The organism is Psychrobacter sp. Sarcosine-02u-2, assembly GCF_002836335.1.
Taxonomy (GTDB): Bacteria; Pseudomonadota; Gammaproteobacteria; order Pseudomonadales; family Moraxellaceae; genus Psychrobacter; species Psychrobacter faecalis.
This window is the reverse complement of the sequence record NZ_PJBX01000172.1, coordinates 74,195-98,664: the sequence shown is the minus strand read 5'-3', so window position 1 is coordinate 98,664 and position 24,470 is coordinate 74,195. Positions and strand designations below refer to the sequence as shown.

Below are 24,470 nucleotides of genomic sequence, written 5' to 3'. Positions count from 1 at the left end.
TGACAGCCATGATAAGTTAAGGCATGGTCGCCAATAAACTGACGTTTGCAGTTCTTACATTGATAATTCTGCTTGCCATAGCTTTTTTTGCCATTTTTCTTTAGACTATTACTGTGACAGTCGGGGCAACTGATATCTATTTGTGTCTTCATAACCTCAAATATATCATCTTGCTCTGGCTGTCACTCCTCCTTTTATTTCCTCAGCATACTTTCTGATACACCACCAAATACCTTACTTACCTGCTTTAGCTGCCATTTTAAAGAAAATCACCTTACCCATATTTTGATTAATTTTTTGGATATATATGACCACCGCAAAATCACAGCCACAGCGCAAAGGTTGGCTCGCACGCTCCTACTCTAACAGTTGGCTCACCACCTTGATGGTCGCTTTTATCGTCATTATTAGCGTCGGGGTGTCGATTTCGTTTTTTTGGCGCAGTCTGTATTTGCCAGAGCTTAAAAATCATGCGCGCTATCTGACCAGTGAATTACGCTTGATGAACAGCGTCAATAAAGACTGGAAAAATGTGCCGGCCGTCCGGCAATGGATTTATCAGCATTCGCATGTGGTGGTGGTCAATAATCCTAGCGATTTTCCGGTGATAGAAGATAAGGCGTTTGTTGGCGTCTTTACCGATGTATTGCAGCGCGAAATTGGCGCGCAACTGGGTCGTCCAGTAGAGGTATATTTTAAGTTTAAACCAACGCCGCAGCTGTGGGTGCAAGACAGTCGCGATACCAGCTTTTGGATTCGCGAGCCGGTGGTGTATTATTCGCAGTACAGTCCCGCTTTATTAGTATTGTTTTTAGTTGGCCTACCAATTTTAACCTTGCTGACCATTATTTTATTAGCGCGGCAATTAAATCGTCCACTACGCTATTTGCAGCGCGCGGCGACCAACTATATTCGCCTCGGCCACGCTACCACTTTACCGACCCATAATGGTCCCACTGAGATCCGCCAAGTCAATATGGCATTTAATCGCTTATTTACTACCCTCAATCAAGCACAAAAAGAGCGGACGATTATGCTGGCGGGTATCTCGCACGACTTGCGCACGCCGCTGACCCGTATGCGTTTAACCGCTGAGATGCTGCCTGATGAATTTTTTCGAGAAGGTTTGATTTACGATATCGAAGATATGGATGCGATTTTGGAGCAGTTTATTTCCTTTATGAAAGACGGTTCCGATGAGCCAGTGCGCCTGACCAATTTGGACACCATATTTAATGAAATTATGGTGCAATTTGCGCCGCTAGAGTTTATTTATCAATCCGAATGTCAAAAAATGGTGCCCGTGCGGCCAATGTCTATCAAACGCTTGGTGATTAACTTGGTCAATAACGCCAAACGTTACGGCAAACCGCCCATTTATTTATCCGCTACCGTGGTGCCGACATTCATAGAAAAAACGGTAGTAGAAGACAGCGATGTAGTGACTGAAAATGAGGTCAATAAAGAAGCAAAAGAGCAGTTATTGATATGCGTGCGCGACTGCGGTGCGGGCGTCGCAGAAGACCAATTAGAGCGTATCATGCAACCGTTTGAGCGCGGGGAGTCAGCGCGTACTACTCAGGGTAGCGGACTTGGTTTAGCAATTGTCGATCGTATCGCGCGTTTGCATCATGGGACGGTCGAGGCCATCAATCATCCAGATGGCGGTCTACAAGTCTGTGTTCGTATCCCACTTATTTCCAAAGTTGCCGGAGAGCCGCCATTGGCTGCTGATAATGATAAACCATTTAATGCTACTACCAATATAGACGACCAATAAAATAAATGAACGTTAAATAAATAGAAATAACAGACAACATCAGAGTGTGGCTAATAACTGATCGTTATTGGCCACTTTAATAGCCCTACTTTTTAGTACCAATAACTGGAGGAATGTACTCGGCACTATTGCTAAAGGTTAAAGGCTGGGTTATTTCTTGCTGCGCAGCCTTTAGCGTCTCAGTGCTGGTTGGCTGCTGCAAAAATAAATAATACCCAAGCGCTGCTGCGTTCAATACCACTAAACCACCAAATAAATACGGCATCCTTTGCCCTCCTTTACTATTAAGCTCATTTCAATCATTTTAATAAATTATCAATATCAATTTATCGGTCATTATAAAAGATTAAGCATCGAAATCGCGTTCACTTTTTTCTTGCGTCAACTCATCGGCAGCAAGGACTTGGGTCAATGGTTTAATCGGCCAAGTCATGACAAAGCGTGCGCCGCCAAGCTCACGGCTCTCGTCTACTTTCATATTGCCATTAAACCAAAAAGCGATACGCGATACGATAGACAAGCCCAAACCATAACCACCTGAGGCACGTGTACGACTATCGTCCAAGCGTGAAAATGGTATAAAGACTTTTTCACGGTCGGCTTCAGGAATACCGTGCCCATCATCTTCTACGCTGACAAAAGCATTGCCTTTTTTCACTCCCGCACTAATGATAATCGTGGTTTCGGCATAACGTAAAGCATTTCCGGCTAAGTTCTGAATCACCCGGTGCAGGTAACGTCTATCCGCAACCGCTGTCACTTTCGCATTTGGCAGATTGGTTACTATCTTAATCGGTTTGCCTAAAGCATTGGTTTCACGCTCAATTTGCTCAAGCAACTCGCGCAGATTGACCGGTTCTAAATCCAGTTTTGGTGAGCCTTCTTCAAGTTTGGCGTACGTTAAAATCTCATCAATCAAACCATTTAACGCTTCGATATCTTCATCAATATAATCACGCTGCATAAAGCGCGAATCTTCATCATCGGTATCTGCCAGCATATCGACAGCGAAACGAATACGTGCAACCGGCGTTCGCAGTTCGTGCGATACTGCCCGCGTCAGCTCGCGCTGCGATTCAATCAAACGCTTAATATGTGCCGTCATCGCATTAAAGGTCGCGGATAGACGCGCAATTTCATCTTGTCCGATAACCTGCACTTTGATATCAAGATTGCCTTTACTGACTTCGTTAACGCCCACTTGAATCAGTTGCAGCTTGCGCTCTAGCGGGAAAATAAGCGCATACACGCCTAAGCTGATCAGGAACATACTGATCAAAATCATACTGACAATCAGATTGAGCGGGAACCAGTTAAACAAAGGTACCGGCCCGATTAAAATCGCCATATCATTGATTTCAGACGGCACGACCACTTTAATCGACGAATTACTTTTACTGGTATTGGTATCTTGTAATAAGATGACGACCTCATCGCGGCGTAAGCGTGCCATTTGATCGGGGTCTAAATTAAGGGTATTGATCGCTCTAAATTCTAATGGAAAAGAGAATTTTTCTTCTAGTTCTGCCAAACGCGCACGCTTATCGGATAAAGTCGCGTAATAAGACAAATCATCAAGCAAAAATACCGCGATAGCGCGTACTTGCTGCTCGGTCACTTGCGAGATACGTGCGGTTAAAACACTCTCGTTGTCTGGCAAGCGATAATAAACATCGGCGTAAATAGGCTGGGCAACATAGCGAACGACGGTATTGCCTTTTTCAAAACGGCGCAGCTCACTGGCATTAAAATCGACCTCGTTAATAGGCACAATGTTAAATTCTGCGCCAAATAAGCTACTAGCATCCGACAGCCAATACTCACGCTGCGATTCGCTTTCTTGATGGGCAATGCCTTCAGCAACGATATGAAAAGCGCCCGTAGCCATATTTTCGCGGTAAGATTGGACGCGTTCTTTATTGATCGTATCCATCAACAATTGCGCAAATAATGCCACACACAAACAGACAATGAGCAGTCCAGCATAAATACGAACAAAGATACTGTGTTTAAGAGAAGAAACTAATGACATACGTGCCGTGACCAACCTAATAAAAAATTATTGATAAAGGAAGAAGAGAAATTCTTGCAGCGCAATTTATCTCATATAATCAAAATATCCTAAAAACGCTACAGTGTTGCTGATATCAATTTTTTGTAGCCTCTGTCTGCGCAGGCACAGCAAGCAAGAAAAATTGATATTAGCAGTGCATGATGTATCGATATTACTTTTCACTCACTATACTATTAATCTAGCATCCATAATTATCGCTCAATTAAACCACATAACGCAGCATTTAAGTTTAAAAATTAAAGTTTAGACCATAAAAAACCAGCTTTACGCTGGTTTTTTATTAAAAAGTATTTTAGTAAAGAGAATTGCATTAACAATACGCTGTTAATTGCCTTCTTTAACGAACAAATAGCCTTTACTGCGCACGGTTTTGATACGTTTAGGATTTTCTGGATCATCACCAATTTTTGGACGGATACGCGAGATACGTACGTCGATTGAGCGATCTTGACCGTCATATTCGATACCCCGTAGACGCTCAAAGATATCTTCACGTGACAAGATACGACCAGCATTAGACGCAAGTAACCATAATAAATCATATTCGGCACTGGTGAAATCAACCAATTCATCACCCAAATTCACTGAGCGACCACCGTTATCGATAACCAACTCACCAAACTCAAGACGCTGCGGCACATCTTCTGATGGCGCATTTTCTGAGCGGCGTAATAAAGCACGGATACGGGCAAGCAATACACGTGGCTGCGCAGGCTTAGCGACATAGTCATCAGCGCCCATTTCAAGACCCAAAACCTGATCCATGTCTTCTGTGCGCGCGGTCAGCATCAAAATAGGATTCTGATAGTGGGGACGTACTTCACGGCATACCGTCAAGCCATCGCTACCAGGAAGCATGACATCAAGTACGACCAAATCTGGTTGTTCATTGACAATACGGCGAATGGCGCGATTACCATCGGTTTCAATTGCCACTTCTAAACCATTTTTAACCAAGTAATCTTGGGTCAACATAGCTAAGCGCTCGTCATCCTCAACAATCAAGATTCGGGGGGTGTTGTCTTCTTCATTCGTTGTCATTGTTATATCCTCTAATACATCTTATTTAAAAGCGGTGAAAATAAGAGCGGTAAATTAATAGCACCGTAACTCAATCAATTTGTAAGCCAATACAGGCAGTGACCGTAACACGGTTACAAACTTGGTAGCACAGTATACTATTAAACACACAGCTTCCTATACTATAGCTTATAGTTGGTAACAAAACCTATAAACTACGTCCTATAAAACGTTAGTTTGCGTCCAAAAATTATACCTCTTATTAACTTTAAAAGGCATAGGATAAATTTTATTCAATCATTCTACTGGTCTTATATCGAACCAACGCTTTAAAAGCCGAAATAATAAATGTCGTTAAATATCGTTAAAAAAGCTAATAAACTTTTAAAAGAAAAAACGTGGTTGCTACGCTCTAATATAACCATATATCTGCGTTGCCGCTAGTCACTTTTCCATCATTTTATGAAAATCAGTTTAGTTTTTGATAAATATTGCATAACCTAGGAGATATTTCAAATATAGGCAAAATATCCTAAAAACGCTACGGTATTGCTGATATCAATTTTTTGTAGCCTCTGTCTGCGGCAAGCACAGTAAGCAAGAAAAACTGATATCAGCAGTGCGTGCTGTATCGATATTACTTTTCACTCACTATAGTAAATGTCTGAGCTATGGCAAATATTAAGCGCTAACTACTAAAAAGCTAACTATTAGAAGAACAGGCATAAAAAAACAGTCCCTAATGGACTGTTTTTATGTTTATAACAAAAACTAAAGCGTAACAATGTGCTAGGCGCGGTTTTTATATTTACGAATAGTCTGCAGCTGGGCGACTGATTCTGCCAATGACGCTAATGCCGCATTGGTTTGTACGGTATCAGATTGGTTGACCAGCATTTGCTCAGCTTTCTTACGTGCTTCAACGATTTTACTCTCATCAAGATTGTGTGCACGCATCGCGGTATCAGCAAGTACGGTGACCATTTTTGGTTGTACTTCTAACACACCGCCAGATACATAAATGACTTCTTCTCCACCGTTAGGTGTTTGTACGCGCATCGGACCGGGTTTTAGCAAAGTAATAAGCGGGGTGTGACCTGGCAATATACCAATTTCGCCTTCGGTACCACTAGCTATTAACATGCTAATTTCGCCTGAATACAACTCTTCACGAGCACTTACGACGCGACATTGTAATGTTGCCATACTTAATTCCTTACCATCAAAGCGCGATCAAAAAACAGTAAAAACTGCGATGCGTTACTGAGGAGTAGATATAAAGGTTATATTATACCTACTCGTTAGCCCATACCAATACCACTTACGCTGCAGAAGACTTCATTTTTTCTGCTTTAGCAACAACTTCGTCGATGCCGCCTGCCATATAGAAAGCTTGCTCTGGTAGATCATCGTACTCACCAGCGATGATTGCTTTAAAGCTAGCAATGGTATCGCGTAATGGCACATATTTACCAGGAGCACCAGTAAAGACTTCCGCTACGTGGAATGGCTGTGACAAGAAGCGCTGAATCTTACGAGCGCGATAAACGACCAGTTTATCTTCTTCTGACAACTCATCCATACCTAGAATGGCGATGATGTCTTTTAGCTCTTTATAACGCTGTAACACTTCTTGAACACCACGCGCAACGTTGTAATGCTCTTCACCGATAACCAATGGGTCAAGCTGACGTGAGGTTGAATCTAGTGGATCAACCGCAGGATAGATACCTTGTGAAGCGATATCACGGCTTAGTACCACTGTCGCATCCAAGTGAGCAAACGTCGTTGCTGGTGATGGATCGGTCAAGTCATCCGCAGGTACATATACCGCTTGTACCGAAGTAATTGAACCTGATTGCGTTGAAGTAATACGCTCTTGCAGCATACCCATCTCTTCAGCTAGCGTTGGCTGATAACCAACCGCTGATGGCATACGGCCTAGCAGTGCCGATACTTCAGTACCCGCTAGCGTATAACGATAGATGTTATCAACGAACAATAATACGTCACGACCTTTGCCAGTGGCAGGATCTTTGGTATCACGGAAGTACTCAGCCATGGTCAAACCAGACAGTGCAACACGTAAACGGTTACCTGGTGGCTCATTCATCTGACCATATACCATCGCAACTTTAGATTTGCTAAAGTCTTCAACGTTGACAACACCAGCCTCTTGCATTTCGTGATAGAAGTCGTTACCTTCACGGGTACGCTCACCGACACCAGCAAACACGGATAGACCTTCGTGTTTAAGGGCGATGTTGTTGATCAACTCCATCATGTTGACGGTTTTACCAACACCAGCACCACCAAACAGACCAACTTTACCACCTTTCGCAAACGGGCAAAGCAAATCGATAACTTTAATACCAGTCTCTAGCAGCTCAGTACTGTTTGACTGTTCTGCATAGCTTGGGGCTTCACGGTGAATAGACCAGCGCTCATCTGCTGCGACCGGACCTTCTTCATCGATAGGACGACCAAGAACATCCATGATGCGACCTAAGGTACCCATACCGACTGGTACAGAAATAGGTGCGCCTGTATTGGTCACTGGTAGGTTACGTTTTAAACCTTCGGTTGAACCCATCGCAATAGTACGTACGATACCATCACCTAGCTGTTGCTGTACTTCTAGGGTGGTTTCAGTGCCGTCTACTTGCAAGGCATCAAAAATTTGAGGAACTTCGTTACGGTCAAACTCAACGTCAAGAACCGCGCCAATAATCTGTACAATACGACCGCTACTCATTGCGTTCTCCTTGAACTTCTGTATATAGTGGGTTTTATAAAGGGTTTCAATTATGAAACAGCAGCAGCACCGCCAACGATTTCCGAGATTTCTCGGGTAATCGCCGCTTGACGCAGCTTATTATAAACCAACTGTAAATCGTTAATTAGGTCACCAGCATTATCTGTTGCCGCTTTCATCGCAACCATACGTGAAGACTGCTCAGAGGCAATGTTTTCCATTACCGCTTGATAGACAATCGACTCGATATAGCGACCAAGTAATTCATCAATCAAGGTTTTAATGTCAGGCTCGTAGATATAATCCCAGCTCAGCTCTGTTTGTATACCACTTTCTTCATCACCAAATGAACCCTCTGGTAAAGGTACCAATTGGTTGACAATCGGTTTTTGAGTCATGGCGTTGACAAACTGGTTATAGACCACATAAATACGGTCTAATTTACCGTTGCTATAGTCTTCTAACATCGCTTGCACTGGCGCGTTTAATTGCTCAAACGTCGGTTTATCACCATAGTCAGTAACGGCTGAAGTGACTTTACCACCGAAGTTTTTAAAGAAACTCACGCCTTTAGCACCAATAACGGCAAACTCGGCTTGTACGGACTGGTCTTGATACTGCTGAATGCTTTTAGATAAAGCTTTGAATAGGTTAATATTCAAACCACCCGCTAGGCCGCGATCTGATGTGATGACGATATAGCCAACTTTATCAACGGGACGCGAGACCATATATGGGTGTTTGTAATCTGATGAGGCATGCACCAAATGCGAAATAACCCGGCGCATACTATCAGCATACGGGCGACCCACTTCCATGCGCTCTTGGGCACGGCGCATTTTACTAGCGGCTACCATTTGCATAGCGCGAGTAATTTTCTGGGTACTTTTAATACTGGTGACTTTGGCACGTATCTCTTTTAAGCTTGCCATAATGATTCCAATATAAGAGGGTTAAAAAGCATGGGCGTATGCAACAATCATTTAATATAAAACACTGAACTTATCGAAATAATGTCTTTACATCTTGTGGCATGACGCAATCTTAGACCTTTATTGGTTAAAATAGCGGCGCGATTATCTTAAAGGAAAATCTCTATACTTAAAATTTTTCAGATAATACGCCACTTTTTGCGCTCTAAAGCAGAGCGCTAACCACTTCAGGTTTAACCCGTTAAATTAATAACTGTGATTTTGTTTAAAGGTCTCTAAAGATGACTTTAAACGACCTGCGATATCATCATTATAATTCGCAGTGTCATCAATCTCACGCATCAATTCACTCTGCTCATCATGCATATAGCGTAAGTAAGCTTCTTCAAAAGAACCAATTTTTTCAACAGGAACGTCTGCTAAGAAGCCTTCGTTCGACGCATAAATAACGGCGGCTTGCTCAGAGATAGACATTGGCTGATATTGTTTTTGCTTCATCAATTCAGTCACGCGCTCACCATGATCAAGCTGTTCGCGAGTCGCATCATCAAGGTCTGATGCAAACTGAGCAAATGCTGCCAATTCACGATACTGAGCTAATGCAGTACGGATACCACCAGACAGCTTTTTGATAATCTTCGTCTGAGCAGCACCACCAACACGCGATACCGAGATACCAGCGTTGACTGCTGGACGGATACCTGAGTTAAATAAGCTAGACTCTAAGAAAATCTGACCATCAGTGATTGAAATCACGTTGGTTGGTACGAATGCAGAGACGTCACCAGCTTGAGTTTCAATGATAGGTAGCGCGGTCAAAGAACCGGTTTTACCAACCACTTCACCGTTGGTGAATTTTTCTACGTATGCCGCGTTTACGCGTGATGCACGCTCAAGTAAACGTGAGTGTAAGTAGAATACGTCACCAGGATAGGCTTCACGACCTGGCGGACGACGTAGCAATAGTGAAATCTGACGATAAGCAACGGCTTGTTTTGATAAATCATCAAAAACAATCAGTGCATCTTCGCCGCGGTCACGGAAGTATTCGCCCATCGTACAACCTGAGTACGGTGCGATATATTGAAGTGCTGCTGGTTCTGACGCTGAAGCGACCACCACAGTGGTATATTCAAGGGCACCAGTTTGCTCAAGCTTACGTACCACGTTAGCAATGGTAGAACGTTTTTGACCGATTGCGACGTATACACATTTAATACCAGATGCTTTTTGCGCAATGATCGCATCGATAGCCATCGCGGTTTTACCCGTCTGACGGTCACCAATGATAAGCTCACGCTGACCACGACCGATTGGAATCATGGTATCAACGGCTTTATAACCAGTCATGACTGGTTGATCAACTGATTGACGGTCGATTACGCCTGGGGCGATTTTTTCGACTTTATCAGTCATCTTGGCATCGATAGGACCTTTGCCATCAATAGGGTTACCTAACGCATCAACAACACGGCCTAGCAACTCAGGACCTACGGGTACTTCCAAAATGCGACCAGTACAATAGGCTTTTTGACCTTCTTGTAGTTTTAGGAAGTCGCCTAATACTACTGCACCAACAGAATCACGCTCTAAGTTAAGCGCCATTCCGTAGATTTCACCTTCAAACTCAATCATTTCGCCGTACATGGCATCTTCAAGACCATGAATCTGCACGATACCGTCAGATACTTTGACAATCGTGCCTTCATTCTTTGCAGTTGCACCCGCATCAAGGTCTTGAATACGCTGCTTAATCAGATTACTGATTTCCGCTGGATTCAATTGTTGCATTGCCTTGTTTCCTTTAATTTATGATAACCCGCCACTGACTTAAATGCTCTTATATCACGCAAGCTTTAGTAAGCTGCACGGATGATTGGCATTAGGCCGTTAGCTGTGTTTTTAACTGTTGTAACTTGCCACGCATCGAATCATCGATAACTTTGTCACCGACTTTAATCGTAGCGCCCGCCAATAGACTTGGATCAACCGACTCGTGAATCACCACGCTCGCATTGAGCGAGTCAGCAAGACGCGTTTGCAGCGTCTGACGCTGAGCATCAGTTAATGGATAAGCAGAGGTCACATAAGCGTCAAGCTGCTTTAAGCTTATTGCCTTGTGACGGCGATAATGCTCATAAACTTCAGGAAGCAGCGCCAGACGCTCTTGTTCTGATAACTGTTTAACGAAGTTACTAAGTGCTACTGATACTTTAGGATAGCTGGCGTTTTGGTCATGACGAGCCCCTTGGGTCTCACCTAATAACTGCTTAAAAGCAGAATCATTCGCGCTAGCTACTTGCGTATCATAAAGATCGACCAAAGCAGCTGACTTATGCTCAGCAGAAACAGCTGGATTGTCTAGCCAAGTACTGAACGACTTGTCATTGACAACGGTAGCGGCAATAAATAAGAAGTTTTCCCACTCATTTACTACCCCGTTTTCATTGGCATAGTCAAACGCGGCTTTAGCGTACGGTCGTGCTAAGGTTGATAAGTCAGCCATGATATCCTCACAATTACAGCTTCGCCGCCAGTTGGTCTAACATACTGGCATGTTTTTGCACATCGACTTTGTCTTGCAAAATCTTTTCAGCACCAAGTACAGCCAGTTCAGCAACTTGGGCACGCAATGATTCGCGCGCTTGATTGATTTCTTGGTCGATAGAGGCTTGCGCTTGTTGACGAATGCGTTCGCCTTCCGCTTGGGCTTGCAATTTTGCATCTTCAACAAGCTGATTGGCGCTCTTGTTCGCTTGCTCAATTAGCGCAGCAGCTTTAGTTTTTGCAACATCAAGCTCCTGCTGTACATTTTGCTCCGCGGTCGCTAAATCTGCTTTTGCTTTTTCTGCGGCGTTTAAGCCTTCAGCAATTTTACGCTGACGCTCATTAATGGCACCGATAAGTGGTGGCCACACGAATTTCATGCAAAAAATCACAAATATTGCAAAAGCAATGGCTTGACCGATGAGGGTAGAATTGATATTCACGTGATCACCTCTTTGTTAATGAAAAATCAGTTTCATTGATCATATTTGATAGCCAAACTTTGGCTATGTTTAATATACAAACTTTGACCACCAAACATTTACAACTGAGCTTTCTGATTAACCTGCTAGAGGGTTAGCGAACAACAATAGCATAGCAATACCAACACCAATCATCGGTACGGCATCAAGTAGACCTGCCACGATGAACATACGAGTTTGCAGTTGTGAACCAAGTTCTGGTTGACGTGCAACACCTTCTAAGAACTTGCCGCCTAGAATAGCAAAACCAATGCCTGTGCCAAGTGCGCCAAGACCGATAAGCAGTGCTACTGCGATAACTGTGTAACCACCTAATACTGGATCCATTGATGTATCCTCATTTACCTATTGAATGTATAATTAATGTTCAGTTGATGATGCAAGCGACATATAAACTATCGTCAACATCATAAATACGAACGCTTGAAGGGTAATAATTAAGATGTGGAAAATCGCCCACGGCACCGATAACGCCCATTGAATCCAAAACGGCATCAGGGCAATCAATACGAAGATTAGCTCCCCAGCATACATGTTACCGAACAGACGCAAACCTAGTGAAATGGGTTTGGCAATCAAAGTAACAAACTCTAAGATAAAGTTGATGGGGATTAAAATGATTTGCATGATTGGGTTTTTGGCGCTAAACGGATGCAGTGTTAACTCACCAATAAAACCACCCAACCCTTTTTCTTTAATACTGTAGTAAATAATCAGCGCAAAGACAGAAAATGACATGCCTAGGGTGATATTAGGGTCAGTCGTTGGTACAATCTTGAAGAACACGTGATGTGGATCATGACCCATCGCAGCGCCAACTTGACCTGCTAGACTTGGAATGAAGTCGATAGGCAATAAATCCATCAAGTTCATCAAGAAAATCCATACAAAAATGGTCAACGCTAGCGGCGCAATCAATTTTGACGTACCACTATAAGAATCGCGAACGTTGTTATCAACAAACTCAACGATCATCTCAACCGCTGCTTGAGTTTTGCCGGGAACGCCTGAAGTAACTTTTTTGGCAACCATCCAAAAGATGGCACAAAATAAAATACCCAGACCGATTGACCATAACATGGAGTCAAGATGGATAGCTTTAAAACCCATTAATCCTGCTTCTTCAGCAGTATGGGCAACTTTCCAACCTTCGCCCGGCAGATAGCCGTACGTCCAATTCGTTAAGTGGTGAGAGATATATTCTGATGATGTTTGCTCGGATGCCATAATGTAAGCTTCTTATTAATCAACGATTTAATCAACTACCAAAAAATATGGTTGTCATCTGATGAGGCGTTGGCGGTTTTATTTAATCTGCATTAAGCAAATCCAGAAAAACACTTACAGCCCTCATGTAACCAATAACATCCAACCCATAGCTCTATAACTACTCTGTTATTCTTAAATAATTAAGCGGAATAACCAATTTTTTTATTGCGGCGGCTCAATTTGATAGTCATGGATAAATTTTAGCTATCAAAAAAGGGCGCACGATTATTCATTAATGGCCCTTGCATATCTACGCAAATTTTTAAGTATGTGTTTACTTGTCTCGCTTTACTTTCCTCACACCCAATACGGTGCTCAGCAGCAAGACAGTTAGCTGTCTATATTAATGCAGCGTTGTAATCGTGTAAAGTCAATTATGACTTTTTTATTTACGGTATGAATACGTTAACCGCTGTTAACGTTCGCTACTATGGCTTTGCGTCTATCCATCAAAGCCGATAATTTAATTGTATTTGAACACTCTACTTAGAGAGAGGGTTACTTATCGCGATTTTTACGCTTAGATCTAGTTAAGCGTCTTTATTCATACTTTTATTGTAAAAACAGTTTTCAGTCACTTAATCATTGGTTGATGACTTTATAACAGTAATCTTAGAGAAGCTGGACCGCAGGATGACAAATGTACGTGCTGTATTATTGAGCTATTAAAATTATAATAGGTTATAAATCTAGCGTATCTGCCACAACATCCAACTGTGACTAATCTGCATTACCATAAAACCGACGAATAGCGCAGGCGCTGATAGAGGTTGTATGGTAATAAAAATTAGTGCAAAACCACATACGGTCAGTAGCCATTTGACCATTTGACCACGATATAGCTGGCTGACAATGTGTCTGCGCGCGCGATATCCGGTATACCAAAAGATAAATCCAGCAAAGACCGCTTGGGTGGCAAAACTGAGTAGCGCCCCAATAGCGTTGCTCTTTGCAATAACAAGCGTATTGCCGTTATTACCCAACCAAGTAACATCTACTATCCAACCGAGCACAATCAGGATAAATAAAATCCATGCTTGGCGTTTTAGATAAATAGCAATCTTATCTCTTTGGGTGCGTTTGGCAGGTTTGGTCATTGATATTTCTATAGCTCTATAACGTGGGGACAATGCCACACCGTTGCGACAATATTATCCGTGAATGGCTCACTCTACAGACGTTATCTTTTAACCAAAATAAAACGCCACTTATTATAGGGAGCAAGCAGATTTTAAGCAAGTGAAATATGCCTTTTATCAAGCATTTAGTTATTTAGCGCTGAAAATCTCTCTACAGAGTCAATAAAGTAGCGCTAATCACCTCTAAATTCACCTATTCTACCGTTAATTTAACTTACGTCATTTCAAATAGCTCAAAAGCTCAGCTTGCCATTAGAACTTGACCGCTACTTTTGACCCTTATTTAGGAAATACACTGACGGATTTGCTGCGCCATTGTCTGCCAACCACTAATAAAATCTTTACTGTTGCTCATATCTTCCGCTTGCACGCTACTTTTAACCGGTTGTAATTTCGCCAGCAAACCTTTAGCAGGCTGATTTGGGCTGACCAAGCACATTTGTTTTGCTGGGCGCTGCTCATTTAACCAGCGTAATTGACTGGCTTTTGGCGCTAAATGATGATCGGTACTTAAGCTGCCAATTAACTGAAACTTGGCGCTGTCTTCCATATATTGATAAGCATCATGATATGCCCAATACGGCAAAGGTTTTTGCGCGTGGTTTGCATGAGCTGCCGCCACGGCTTTATTCATGCGCTGGGCAAATTTTTGCGCATTAGCATGATAGAGCTTTTTATATTGCGGATTGGCATGACTGTGAATGACAGCAAGCGCTCGCGTAATGGCTTTAGCGTTTTCAGGATCGAGCCAAATATGCGGATCGAGCGTGCCAGCAATGGCTTTGCCTTTAACATCGCGCAGCGGATGACGATTAAAGGCGTCGAATTTAAATAACGCAATCGCATTGGGCGCGCTATTGAGCGTGGTGGCGAGGTTGTTTTCTAGCGGCTCGCCAAACCAAACCACAAACTTACTGTTTTGAATCGCCTTGATATCGCCGGGACTGATACTGCCGTGATGTCCGACCTCCCCTGCTTGCAATAATTGCTTGGCTGATGGCGCGCCTTCCGTCACCGCTTGGCTTAATAAAAACAGCGGATAGTTACTGACGCTCACCGTTGCCGCTTGCGCGCTCATCATGAACGAGGCAAATATAAGCACGCCAGTTATGAAAAATCGCTGTAAGCGCAGAGTTAAATGCATAAAGTTTTTAAATAATGGAATCATAATGGCGGCTTTTAAGGTTCAAGGATAATTGGCAAAGGTAGTTATAAATATTTTGCAACGTTATTCTGGTATAAAACAGCAGACCTGTGAATAAATGCAAAGGACTTCTCTGTTTTGCATTTTAGTATGTTATACTATAACAATATAAAAAACCATTATAAAATATCCATTAATTAAAAATACTGTCCATCACACCGCTAGGTCATCTTTAGGAGTTTGCTGCATGTCTACTCATTCATCTGTTTGCGCTCATATCCATGATATGCAAGATTTTACAGCGTCCGATGTCAATGAGCGTTTACTAGCAGCCAAAGAGCAATGTCGCTCAAGCGGCGCGCGCTTTACGCCGCTGCGTCAACAAATCTACCAGCTGGTGCTAGAAGCCAATAAACCAGTGGGTGCTTATGATTTAATCACCCAATTGCAGCAGATGCGCCTTGCCGAGCCTGAAGCAGAAAGTGATAGCTCGAGCCATCAAGCAAATAATCAAACGCCAAAAAATGTCGCGCCGCCGACGGTTTATCGCAGCTTGGAGTTTTTATTGAGCGAAGGTTTGATTCATCAGCTAACCTCGATTAATGCTTATGTGCCTTGTTGTCATCCACGTGCCCAACATACAGCAGCGTTTTTAATCTGTGCCCAGTGTCAGCGGGTACAAGAATGCAGCAGTTTGCCGGTACAAGAAATAATGAGCTTTGCAGAGCAAGACGTTGGCTTTATGGTCGAGCGTAGCGTCATTGAATTGAGCGGTCGTTGCCAAGCGTGTCAGTAAAATAACGGTTTGCTTATATTTTTGACCTGAATTTTAGGTTTACGCTTTCATGCTAAATTATTATTCTGTCATTTCTTAATTATCATTAATACATCAGTACTGCCCTATGAGCCTAGCAATTTTACCAACCAAGCCCTCTGCTATGAATATAAGCGATAAAACCATGCCTAACGCGGCTAAACTGCTGAGCTTAAGTGATATCAGTTACCATATCGGGCAGCAACGTATCCTCTCGCATATCGATATTGATATTGCTGTTAATGAAACGGTCAGTCTGATAGGTCCTAATGGCGCGGGCAAATCCACCTTAGTTAAACTAATTTTAGGTTTAATCGAACCGACGAGTGGGCAGATAACGTCGCACCAAAACTTGCAACTTGGCTATGTGCCGCAGCGCTTTGCCGTGCCGCCTATTTTACCGTTACGCGTTTGCGATTTATTGGCACAAGCCGATAAAAAACGCCTAAGCGCTGAGCAGCGGCAATTTATCTTTGATAATTTATCGTTGACGCATTTATTGTCTCGGCAAATGCTGCATTTATCAGGCGGTGAAACCCAGCGAGTATTATTGGCGCGTGCCTTATTAGACAAGCCCAATTTATTAATTTTAGATGAGCCGATGCAAGGACTAGACCCTGATACCGAGGTTTGGCTCTATCAGTTTATCGATGAGCTGCCAGCATTTTTGCGCTGTGCCATGCTGGTGGTTTCACACGATTTGCATTGGGTGATGAAAGGCAGTCGTCGAGTCATTTGTCTGAATAAGCACATTTGCTGCGAAGGGCAACCAAGCGAGCTTGCGATTAGTTCGGAGTTTCAGAAGCTTTTTGGCCATCATTATGAGCAGCCTTATGTGCATCAGCCACACGCTTGTGAGCACCATGCCCCAAGCGAGATATAATTAAAAAACCAAGCTTTTTAGGCAAATTGCCTTGTTCCTTTTATAAAAACGTTACGGATATCTATTATGACCGCTTGGTTAGCCATCATAGCTCCTGCTTGGATTGCTGGTAGTATTTTAGCGCTACTTTCTGCGCCTTTAGGCTGCCTAGTCTTATGGCGGCGCATGGCATTTTTTGCCGATGCCTTGGCACATGGCACGTTACTTGGTGTGGCGTTGGCAGTTTTGTGGCAATTACCGATGGGCATCGGTATTGGCATCGTCAGTATTTTAGTCGTACTGGGCTTGGTATTCATCGATGATGAGCGTCTGCCAGTCGATGCAGTGCTGGCCGTGGTTGCGGTATCGCTGCTGTGTTTAGGTTTATTAACCTTGACGCAGCTTACCGATCAGCAAGCCAATGTTTTAGGTTTTTTATTTGGCAATTTGCTCGAGCTTGACTGGGCAGATTTGCCGTTGATTGCAGTAAGTGTTTTGGTGGGCTTAGGATTACTGATTTATATATGGCCTGCACAAATCAAGCTTGCCACCCACGAAGCTTTGGCACGCATTCAAGGGATCAATCCAACACGCCAGCGCTTGTTTTTTATGGGCGTATTGGCAGGGTTTTGTGCTATTGCCTTGCAAGCGGTTGGGAGTTTATTAATCAGCGGCCTATTGGTGTTGCCAGCATTAACAGCACGTTTATGGTCGGCATCACCAAAACAAATGGTTGTTATCTCTTTAATCATTGCCCAGCTTGGCGTCACGCTTGGCGTTTGGGGCAGCATTTGGCTAGATATCCAAACGGGGCTTGCTATCGTTTTGGTACTGGCTATTTTATTTTTTGTGGCGCTCATTATCTCAAAGCTAATAAGCAAAAAATCAGGATCCGAATCCATCTTGGCAAAATTCTGGTCCCCACGCCGTTAGCGTTATTCACATATAGCATCAGATTTCTAAACGTCTCAGCCATTACATTTAGGTCGTGATTTTGATATTTGCTTGGCCTTTGTCGAACTTTATTTCATCAATATTGCTAGAGCTTTAATGCCCATTATGTTATAAACTTTCCTGAATACTATCAATGCGATAGTTGGTGAATATTTGGTTTAATAAATTCTTGGTGTACCAATCTAAGATGTTTTTTTAACGAATGTTTTCGTTTCATCATATTTTAATTTATTATCGTTTTGCTTGATAAGGGACTAACCCCCATGCTTAGCTACTACCCCGCCAGCGCAGTCAGCACGCCCGACGGACAAGTCAATGTTTTGCAAATTACCGATTTGCACTTATCCTCCCACGTGCCTGCGGCGGCTGACGAAACCAGTAGTGAAGTAGCGGTTTGCCAATACAATTTTGAGGCGATTATCAAGCAAGCGTTGAGCGCAGAGCGGCGCTGCGATTTGATTCTCGTGACAGGCGATTTGGTCAATAAAGTACAAGCAGAGATTTACGATCATATTTTTGACGTATTGCAAGCAACGGGTATTCCTTTTGCTTGTATCGCCGGTAACCATGACGTTACCGATGAAAACAACAGTGAGTTGCCATTTTTTCAGCGTGAACTGATTGCCAGACCCGCGGACAGACGCTTATTGAACCGTCATGTTATCGAAACCGACCATTGGCAGTTGTTGTTAATAGACTCTTCGGTGACAGGCAAGGTAGAAGGTGAAGTGACGCTAAGCGACATTGATTGGCTCTGTGAGCAGCTAGAGACATGCGCGAAGCCTGCGCTTATTGCGCTGCACCATCATGTGATAGCGGTCGATTCAGACTGGATTGATCAGCATATGGTGGAAAACGCCGATATTTTTTGGCAACGGCTGGCAACATTTGAGCATCTTAAAGTCATTATTAGCGGGCATACCCACCAAGAGCAAGTCCGCCATCGGCAAGGAGTTACCGTCTACAGTACGCCCTCTACCTGCTATCAGTTTAAGCCTTTTGAAGATGATTTCGCTTATGATAAAAGCGCCCTTCCCGGCTATCGCTGGTTGCAATTAGCCAACAATGGAGAGGTTGCAAGCTGGGTTGAAAGACTAGATACTTGACAACCAGTTTTATTGGCAAAAATTTGGCTAGTATTTAGCTAGTATTTAGCTAGTATAATACCGCCAGAGTGTGTATGTTATAGGGCTAGCTAAAATTACTGGTTATAGACAGCCACAGCGTGATTGCTAATACTAGCAACCTAACCGTAAAGCTAAAAATGATAAATAAGTTATATCATAAATAAGGTAAAAAATGAGAACGGTCTACATTTAGACAAGATTATAATAGCTAGGACGGCTAAATTGACCACAAGCTAAGTTTCCACAGTCAGTGATTTGTAGCTTTATTTAATGGCTAGCATTTAAATAAAAAGATTGATAACAATATACCTGACCATTGATAATCGATAAATCGCTAGCAGGATATCGAAATAACCGTATGTTTAGATCAGCTGTGTTACTTGTGTCACTAAGTGGTAAAACGCATATAAAAGAAGCCATTTATAGCGTTTGGTAAATTGATAACGTCTTGTCTGTCGATAGGTCGTTTTATTGAATTAATTTGAAAAAGTAGGATACCCATATGAGCACCCTGACCCCAAACCCAAATCCAAGTGATGTAAAGTTCACCCCCTATGCGCCTGCCGAAAACGAAGAATACATGTCGGATGAGCAATTGGCGCACTTTAAAGCCATTTTATTAGATTGGAAGCATCAATTGATTGGCGAAGCAGATCGTACCAAGACTTATATCCAAGATGAGTCCAGTGCCATGCCTGATATCAATGACCGCGCCACTCAAGAAGAAGAGTTTGCCCTAACCTTGCGTACGCGCGACCGCGAACGTAAGCTGATTCGCAAAATTGATAAATCTATCGCTGAAATTGAAAACGAGGATTATGGATTTTGTGAAACTTGTGGCGTCGAGATTGGCCTGCGTCGTCTTGAAGCGCGTCCAACCGCGACCCAGTGCATTGACTGTAAAACTTTGTCTGAGATTAAAGAGCGTCAAAACCAAGGCGCTTAAATCCAGCCAATTTAATAGTCATTAATCATGTAAATACAAATACGAGCGACCATTCATTGGTCGCTCGTTGCGTTTTACGGCGTTATTTTTTATTAAATAGCTTTTAGTGGTTGACACGGCACCAACAAAATACGCATATTTAGCAAATATCTTTTTGGCATCGATTTACTTATTCTATCTATTTCTACTTTAGCTAAGTGTCTATTTTGAAAACATCTGCTACCTCTATGGCAAACACGCCTATTAATCTTACTCTGCCCCAACCTATTGGCCGTTTTGCGCCGTCACCAACCGGTGAGCTGCATCTTGGTTCCTTAACCACCGCGCTTGCCAGCTTTTGTCATATTAAATCTCTTGGTGGCAAATGGCTACTGCGTATCGAAGACACCGATACCGAGCGCTGTGATCGACAGTTTACCGAGCAGATTTTGATGGATTTAGAAGTGCTTGGGCTGCACTGGGATGGCGATGTCATCTACCAATCTGAGCGCCTTGATATTTATAATGATTATTTATCTTCAAGCTTATATCCGCTGACTTACGGCTGTCAATGCTCGCGTAAAAGCCTTGAGCGTTATTGGCAGCAAAAAGCGATGGGAGAAAGCATAGACGCAGAGCAGGCACAGGAAAAACTGCTGAACAGGCAACGCTATCCGCGCTGTTGTCTAAATGCCAATCTTGATAAAGAAAAAAACAAACTGCGTATACAGCTACCAGATTACCGTATCGGCTTTAAAGATGGTATTCAAGGTGTGCAATGGAGCAATCCGCAGCAAAGCTTGGGAGATATGGTGGTGCGTCGCCAAGACGTCATGATCAACTATATTTTGGCTGCTAGCCTCGATGATGGCTTGCAAGGTGTGACGCATATTATGCGTGGCTTGGACATTTTACCGATGACCACCGCGCAAATTAGCATTATGCATGCAGCGCATTTGCCAGCCATCGATCATTGGTATCATTTGCCATTGATATGCAGTCCTGACGGTCAAAAGCTCTCTAAACAAAACCTTGCCCAGCCAATTGATACCCGTGACCCAAGTCATCTAATTGCCCATGCTTTGCAGCTATTACAGCAGCCTACCGTTGATAGAGACACGCCGACAAACATGCTAAAGCAAGCAATTGCACAATGGGATAACTCACCGCTAAAAAACATGCAGTCTTTAAATATGCCTGATATTTAATAACAGAGTTCTAAACCCTCAACAGAAAAAACGCCGCTATGAGCGACGTTTTTTTATAGTGAATAATTAGAATGCCGTAAACACTCTAATCATTAAATGACTTAGTAATAACGGCATTGGCTCTTTTCAATCTCAGGGCTTTCTTTATAAATCTTTAGCAGTACCGCGACCATCACCAAGCTAATCAGCATCGATGAGCCGCCATAACTGAAAAATGGCATGGTCAACCCTTTGGTTGGAATCGCGCCCATATTCATTGCCGCATTAATAATCGTCTGCGCAATAAACACCACCGCGATACCAAAAGCGGTATAGCTCATGCGCATTTGCCGACGTTTTAGGGCATTATAACTGATGCGCATCGCACTTCCGATAATCAGCGCCTCAAAGATGAGAATCATCGTGACTCCAACAAAGCCCAATTCTTCACCGGTAATAGCTAGTAGAAAATCCGTATGCGCCTCTGGTAAATGCGACAGTTTTTGCACGCTTTCGCCGTAGCCGACGCCAGTAAACTGTCCGCGACCAAAGGCAATTAAGCTACGTGCTAGCTGATAATCAGTGTCTTGTACATCGTCAAAAGGGTCCAAAAACGACATCACCCGTACCAGTCGGTATTGTACGGTCGCCACCATTAATACAGCACCGCCAACGGCCACAGCGCCGAGCGCGATAAACTGCTTATAAGGCGCGCCGGCAATATAAAAGATGGCAAAGACCGTCCCAATAATAACCACAAACGAGCCAAAATCTGGCTGCGCGAGCAACAGAACGGTGATTAATCCAACCACGATGGCTATGCGTAAAAACCCATCCCAACCGTTACGTACCTCAAATGAGCGCCGTACAACAAAGTCTGAGACAAAGATAATCATCACCAATTTGGCAAGCTCTGCGACCTGAAAATTAAAACCACCGAGCGTGAGCCAACGTTTTGAGCCATTAATAGGCGTACTAAATAAAGTGGCAAATAACAATAACCCCGTGATGGCCAAGAGCATAAACTGGGTTTCGGTTTTATAAAGCCTTTTTAGCGTTACCGCTTTATAAGAAATACCAGCGATAACCAGCCCAATCGCCATGTATAAAAGCTGATTATAAAAGAAATGCAGCTCGCTCATGCCGCGACTAAGGGCAAACGGGATAGAAGCAGAAGCCACCATCAATAAGCTGAGCACCAACATACAGCCGACGCTTGCTAATAAAATGGCGCGCGCTGAGGGCATGGAGAGAACGCCATCTGAGCCAGTAGCTCGCGGCGATTGAGAGTTTGATCGAAAAAAAGAAGAGAGCGCCATAATTTTATATACACTAGCAAACGAGAAAACACGGCGTTATGAAACGCCACCGTTTAAAAAAATGAAGTTGATTTTATCCAATAGATAATAGCAGACAGCAAAGCGGTGACAAACCCCGATTGTTAATCGTTTAGCTTGTCAGTATTAATAGTACAGTGGTTAGCAACATGAATAGCAACGATGGTTTGCAAATCGTTTGTCGTCCGCTTTATTACCTAGTTGACAGTAGCAGCAATTTATAAGCAAAACAATCATTTATCAAAAAACGCCTGCCATTTTATAACGCTAAGCCCAACCGCTTAAAACCTAATGCTCATACTACCTCAAATCAAGAAGTCTTATCAGGTAACAAGATACCTTATGACGCCTTGTCTAACTGGTTAACCAGCTGACTAAAGTACTTGCCGCGTTCCGCAAAGCCACTAAACTGATCGAAACTGGCACAAGCTGGCGACAAGAGCACCGCTTGTACTTGCGATAAACTGCTTTTTGTGACTTGCTGTATCGTCGCAAAAGCGCCCTCTAGCGTTTGACATTGATGCATATAGACATCATCGTCGTTGATACCAGCGGCGCGTAAATGTTGCTCAATTTGCTGGCTATCTTCGCCAATAAACAGTACTTGGCTGACGTATTGATTGATAAATGGCGTTAATTCGCCAAATTGCTGACCTTTACCTTGGCCACCTAAAATTAATAACAGCTTACCGTCTTTAGGTGCATATACCGCTCCTAAGCCCTCGACTGCCGCCATAGTTGAGCCAATATTGGTACCTTTAGAATCGTTAAAATAATCAATCCCATCGACCGTAGCCACATATTCGCAGCGATGCTCAAGTCCTGTAAAGTTCTGCAAAGTAGTGAGCGTACTATCAAGCGGTAAACCGGCAAGCTCACCCAAAGCCAAAGCCGCTTGCGCATTGAGTAAATTGTGCCGACCTTTGATACGCAGTTTGTCTGCCGACAGCAAACGCTCTGTCCCGCGGGCCAAATACGTCTGCCCTTCTGAGTCGGTAATCAGTCCATATTGACCTTTGTCAGGAGCGTGAATGCCCGTGCTTAAGCGTGGCAAATTATCAGCCACTAGCGGGCGCGTCAAGGCATCTTCGCGATTGATAACCACTGACTTGGCGCCTTGAAAAATGCGATGCTTGGCTTGATGGTAGCCGAGCATATCGCCATGGCGGTCTAGGTGGTCAGGCGACATGTTCAGTACCGTTGCCACTTGCGCGCCTAAATTGGTTACGGTCTCTAACTGGAAACTTGATAGCTCGAGAACTGCCAACTCCATCTCGGTATTGGACAGTAACGTCAGTGCTGGCACGCCAATATTGCCGCCTACGCCAACATTGACCCCAGCATCGGCGGCCATTTGTCCAACCAAGGTGGTGACGGTACTTTTAGCGTTAGAGCCTGTAATCGCAACAATCGGTACGCGGCACGCTTCACAAAATAGCTGAATGTCACTGACAACGGGAATATTAGCCTCTCGCGCCGCAGCAACCGCTGGGGTTTTTAAGGAGATACCTGGGCTGATGATAATGCGAGCCGCTTGTTGCAATAAATCGGCATCTATCGCGCCAAACTGGCGAATATCAACAGCAGCAGGCAATTGGTTTGCTAAAGTGGGATTGACTTGATTGTCGGTGACAGCGACTTGGTAACCTTGCTTGGTCAAATACTGCGCAACCGACAGCCCCGACTGCCCCAAACCGACCACGACTTGTAAACCACTGCCCTTATGAAGTAAGGCTTCTGTTGCGGTGTTAGTGGTCATATCTATTCCTTTTATCTATTAAACTAACAAAATTGTATCAAGCATCTTGGCTTTATCAATAGTATTGATAATGGCTTTTTATAGTGGGCTTTACGCTAAACGTCAGGGCTACAACTAATCTCAGCCGTTTTTAGCAAGTCTGAACCAGCTTGAACCAGTATGAGTAAGCTGCTGTGGATGATGAGCATCATAAAGCCATTGCCACAATTTCGGTACTGGTTTTTTGAGGCTTTGTGTTATTATGCGCCTGTTTTTATATTGCACCGCTAATGCTATAATAGCCGCCTTAATAAGAACCGCTACGATAGTAAGCGCTCTTTAACCAAATCTTTAATTTAGCATTTTAGTTTAGCATGTTGTCAC

23 protein-coding genes are annotated in these 24,470 nt (G+C 43.4%); 7 read left to right on the top strand and 16 right to left on the bottom strand.

Features of this window, described 5'->3' with window-relative positions:
- Window positions 1-152: IS1 family transposase (locus CXF58_RS10515; RefSeq protein WP_145989808.1), on the bottom strand; the 152-nt coding region annotated here is incomplete at its 3' end.
- A 155-nt stretch (window positions 153-307) separates the two neighbouring features.
- Here CXF58_RS10515 and CXF58_RS10510 point away from each other — a divergent pair.
- The gene (locus CXF58_RS10510; protein WP_068404246.1) at window positions 308-1,780 is read left to right on the top strand and encodes an ATP-binding protein; all 1,473 of its coding nucleotides are present in this window, start codon (window positions 308-310) and stop codon (window positions 1,778-1,780) included.
- 85 nt (window positions 1,781-1,865) lie between these two features.
- Here the strand turns inward: CXF58_RS10510 and CXF58_RS10505 are convergent, their stop codons facing one another.
- The 13 genes from CXF58_RS10505 to CXF58_RS10445 form a co-directional block, all read right to left on the bottom strand.
- Window positions 1,866-2,045 (bottom strand): hypothetical protein, encoded by a 180-nt coding sequence (locus CXF58_RS10505; RefSeq protein WP_068404248.1) that lies wholly within the window; start codon window positions 2,043-2,045, stop codon window positions 1,866-1,868.
- A gap of 81 nt (window positions 2,046-2,126) precedes the next feature.
- On the bottom strand, window positions 2,127-3,812 hold the full coding sequence (locus CXF58_RS10500) for an ATP-binding protein (protein ID WP_068404250.1): 1,686 nt from the start codon (window positions 3,810-3,812) through the stop codon (window positions 2,127-2,129).
- Window positions 3,813-4,178: 366 nt separating this feature from the next.
- Window positions 4,179-4,895 carry a response regulator gene (locus CXF58_RS10495; protein ID WP_021812806.1) on the bottom strand — a complete coding sequence of 239 codons (717 nt, stop codon included), beginning with the start codon at window positions 4,893-4,895 and terminating at the stop codon, window positions 4,179-4,181.
- A gap of 768 nt (window positions 4,896-5,663) precedes the next feature.
- The gene (locus CXF58_RS10490) at window positions 5,664-6,080 is read right to left on the bottom strand and encodes a F0F1 ATP synthase subunit epsilon (RefSeq protein WP_068404252.1); all 417 of its coding nucleotides are present in this window, start codon (window positions 6,078-6,080) and stop codon (window positions 5,664-5,666) included.
- A gap of 115 nt (window positions 6,081-6,195) precedes the next feature.
- Window positions 6,196-7,629: a F0F1 ATP synthase subunit beta gene (atpD, locus tag CXF58_RS10485; RefSeq protein ID WP_068404254.1), complete on the bottom strand. Its 1,434-nt coding sequence runs from the start codon at window positions 7,627-7,629 to the stop codon at window positions 6,196-6,198.
- Window positions 7,630-7,679: 50 nt separating this feature from the next.
- Window positions 7,680-8,561 (bottom strand): F0F1 ATP synthase subunit gamma, encoded by an 882-nt coding sequence (atpG, locus tag CXF58_RS10480; RefSeq protein WP_068404256.1) that lies wholly within the window; start codon window positions 8,559-8,561, stop codon window positions 7,680-7,682.
- 246 nt (window positions 8,562-8,807) lie between these two features.
- The gene (gene atpA / locus CXF58_RS10475; protein WP_068404258.1) at window positions 8,808-10,352 is read right to left on the bottom strand and encodes a F0F1 ATP synthase subunit alpha; all 1,545 of its coding nucleotides are present in this window, start codon (window positions 10,350-10,352) and stop codon (window positions 8,808-8,810) included.
- A gap of 91 nt (window positions 10,353-10,443) precedes the next feature.
- The gene (locus CXF58_RS10470; protein WP_068404260.1) at window positions 10,444-11,067 is read right to left on the bottom strand and encodes a F0F1 ATP synthase subunit delta; all 624 of its coding nucleotides are present in this window, start codon (window positions 11,065-11,067) and stop codon (window positions 10,444-10,446) included.
- Window positions 11,068-11,080: 13 nt separating this feature from the next.
- Window positions 11,081-11,551, bottom strand: a complete 471-nt coding sequence (locus CXF58_RS10465) for a F0F1 ATP synthase subunit B (RefSeq protein WP_025651436.1) — start codon at window positions 11,549-11,551, stop codon at window positions 11,081-11,083.
- A gap of 117 nt (window positions 11,552-11,668) precedes the next feature.
- Entirely contained in the window at window positions 11,669-11,917 is a 249-nt protein-coding gene (gene atpE / locus CXF58_RS10460; RefSeq protein WP_025651437.1) for a F0F1 ATP synthase subunit C, read from the bottom strand.
- A gap of 33 nt (window positions 11,918-11,950) precedes the next feature.
- Window positions 11,951-12,817, bottom strand: a complete 867-nt coding sequence (gene atpB, locus CXF58_RS10455; protein ID WP_068404261.1) for a F0F1 ATP synthase subunit A — start codon at window positions 12,815-12,817, stop codon at window positions 11,951-11,953.
- A gap of 731 nt (window positions 12,818-13,548) precedes the next feature.
- A complete protein-coding gene (locus CXF58_RS10450; protein WP_068404263.1) occupies window positions 13,549-13,956 on the bottom strand; it encodes an ATP synthase subunit I in 408 nt (135 codons plus the stop codon).
- A gap of 325 nt (window positions 13,957-14,281) precedes the next feature.
- Complete coding sequence (locus tag CXF58_RS10445) at window positions 14,282-15,166, bottom strand: metal ABC transporter substrate-binding protein (RefSeq protein WP_068404265.1); 885 nt, start codon at window positions 15,164-15,166, stop codon at window positions 14,282-14,284.
- Between the two features lie 223 nt (window positions 15,167-15,389).
- Here CXF58_RS10445 and CXF58_RS10440 point away from each other — a divergent pair, with 223 nt between their 5' ends.
- The 6 genes from CXF58_RS10440 to gluQRS all read left to right on the top strand — a co-directional run bounded on the left by CXF58_RS10440 (window position 15,390) and on the right by gluQRS (window position 21,032).
- A complete protein-coding gene (locus CXF58_RS10440) occupies window positions 15,390-15,938 on the top strand; it encodes a transcriptional repressor (protein WP_068404267.1) in 549 nt (182 codons plus the stop codon).
- A 163-nt stretch (window positions 15,939-16,101) separates the two neighbouring features.
- The gene (locus CXF58_RS10435; protein ID WP_082894257.1) at window positions 16,102-16,839 is read left to right on the top strand and encodes a metal ABC transporter ATP-binding protein; all 738 of its coding nucleotides are present in this window, start codon (window positions 16,102-16,104) and stop codon (window positions 16,837-16,839) included.
- A gap of 66 nt (window positions 16,840-16,905) precedes the next feature.
- Window positions 16,906-17,751 carry a metal ABC transporter permease gene (locus tag CXF58_RS10430; RefSeq protein WP_068404270.1) on the top strand — a complete coding sequence of 282 codons (846 nt, stop codon included), beginning with the start codon at window positions 16,906-16,908 and terminating at the stop codon, window positions 17,749-17,751.
- A 284-nt stretch (window positions 17,752-18,035) separates the two neighbouring features.
- Entirely contained in the window at window positions 18,036-18,878 is an 843-nt protein-coding gene (locus tag CXF58_RS10425; protein ID WP_102077471.1) for a metallophosphoesterase, read from the top strand.
- A gap of 523 nt (window positions 18,879-19,401) precedes the next feature.
- Window positions 19,402-19,845: an RNA polymerase-binding protein DksA gene (dksA, locus tag CXF58_RS10420; RefSeq protein WP_068404274.1), complete on the top strand. Its 444-nt coding sequence runs from the start codon at window positions 19,402-19,404 to the stop codon at window positions 19,843-19,845.
- Between the two features lie 227 nt (window positions 19,846-20,072).
- Window positions 20,073-21,032: a tRNA glutamyl-Q(34) synthetase GluQRS gene (gene gluQRS, locus CXF58_RS10415; protein WP_068404276.1), complete on the top strand. Its 960-nt coding sequence runs from the start codon at window positions 20,073-20,075 to the stop codon at window positions 21,030-21,032.
- 101 nt (window positions 21,033-21,133) lie between these two features.
- Here gluQRS and CXF58_RS10410 read toward each other — a convergent pair whose 3' ends face one another.
- Both CXF58_RS10410 and murD read right to left on the bottom strand, forming a co-directional pair.
- Complete coding sequence (locus tag CXF58_RS10410) at window positions 21,134-22,258, bottom strand: FtsW/RodA/SpoVE family cell cycle protein (RefSeq protein ID WP_068404278.1); 1,125 nt, start codon at window positions 22,256-22,258, stop codon at window positions 21,134-21,136.
- A gap of 430 nt (window positions 22,259-22,688) precedes the next feature.
- Window positions 22,689-24,107 (bottom strand): UDP-N-acetylmuramoyl-L-alanine--D-glutamate ligase, encoded by a 1,419-nt coding sequence (gene murD / locus CXF58_RS10405; protein ID WP_102077470.1) that lies wholly within the window; start codon window positions 24,105-24,107, stop codon window positions 22,689-22,691.
- Window positions 24,108-24,470 lie beyond the last annotated feature (363 nt).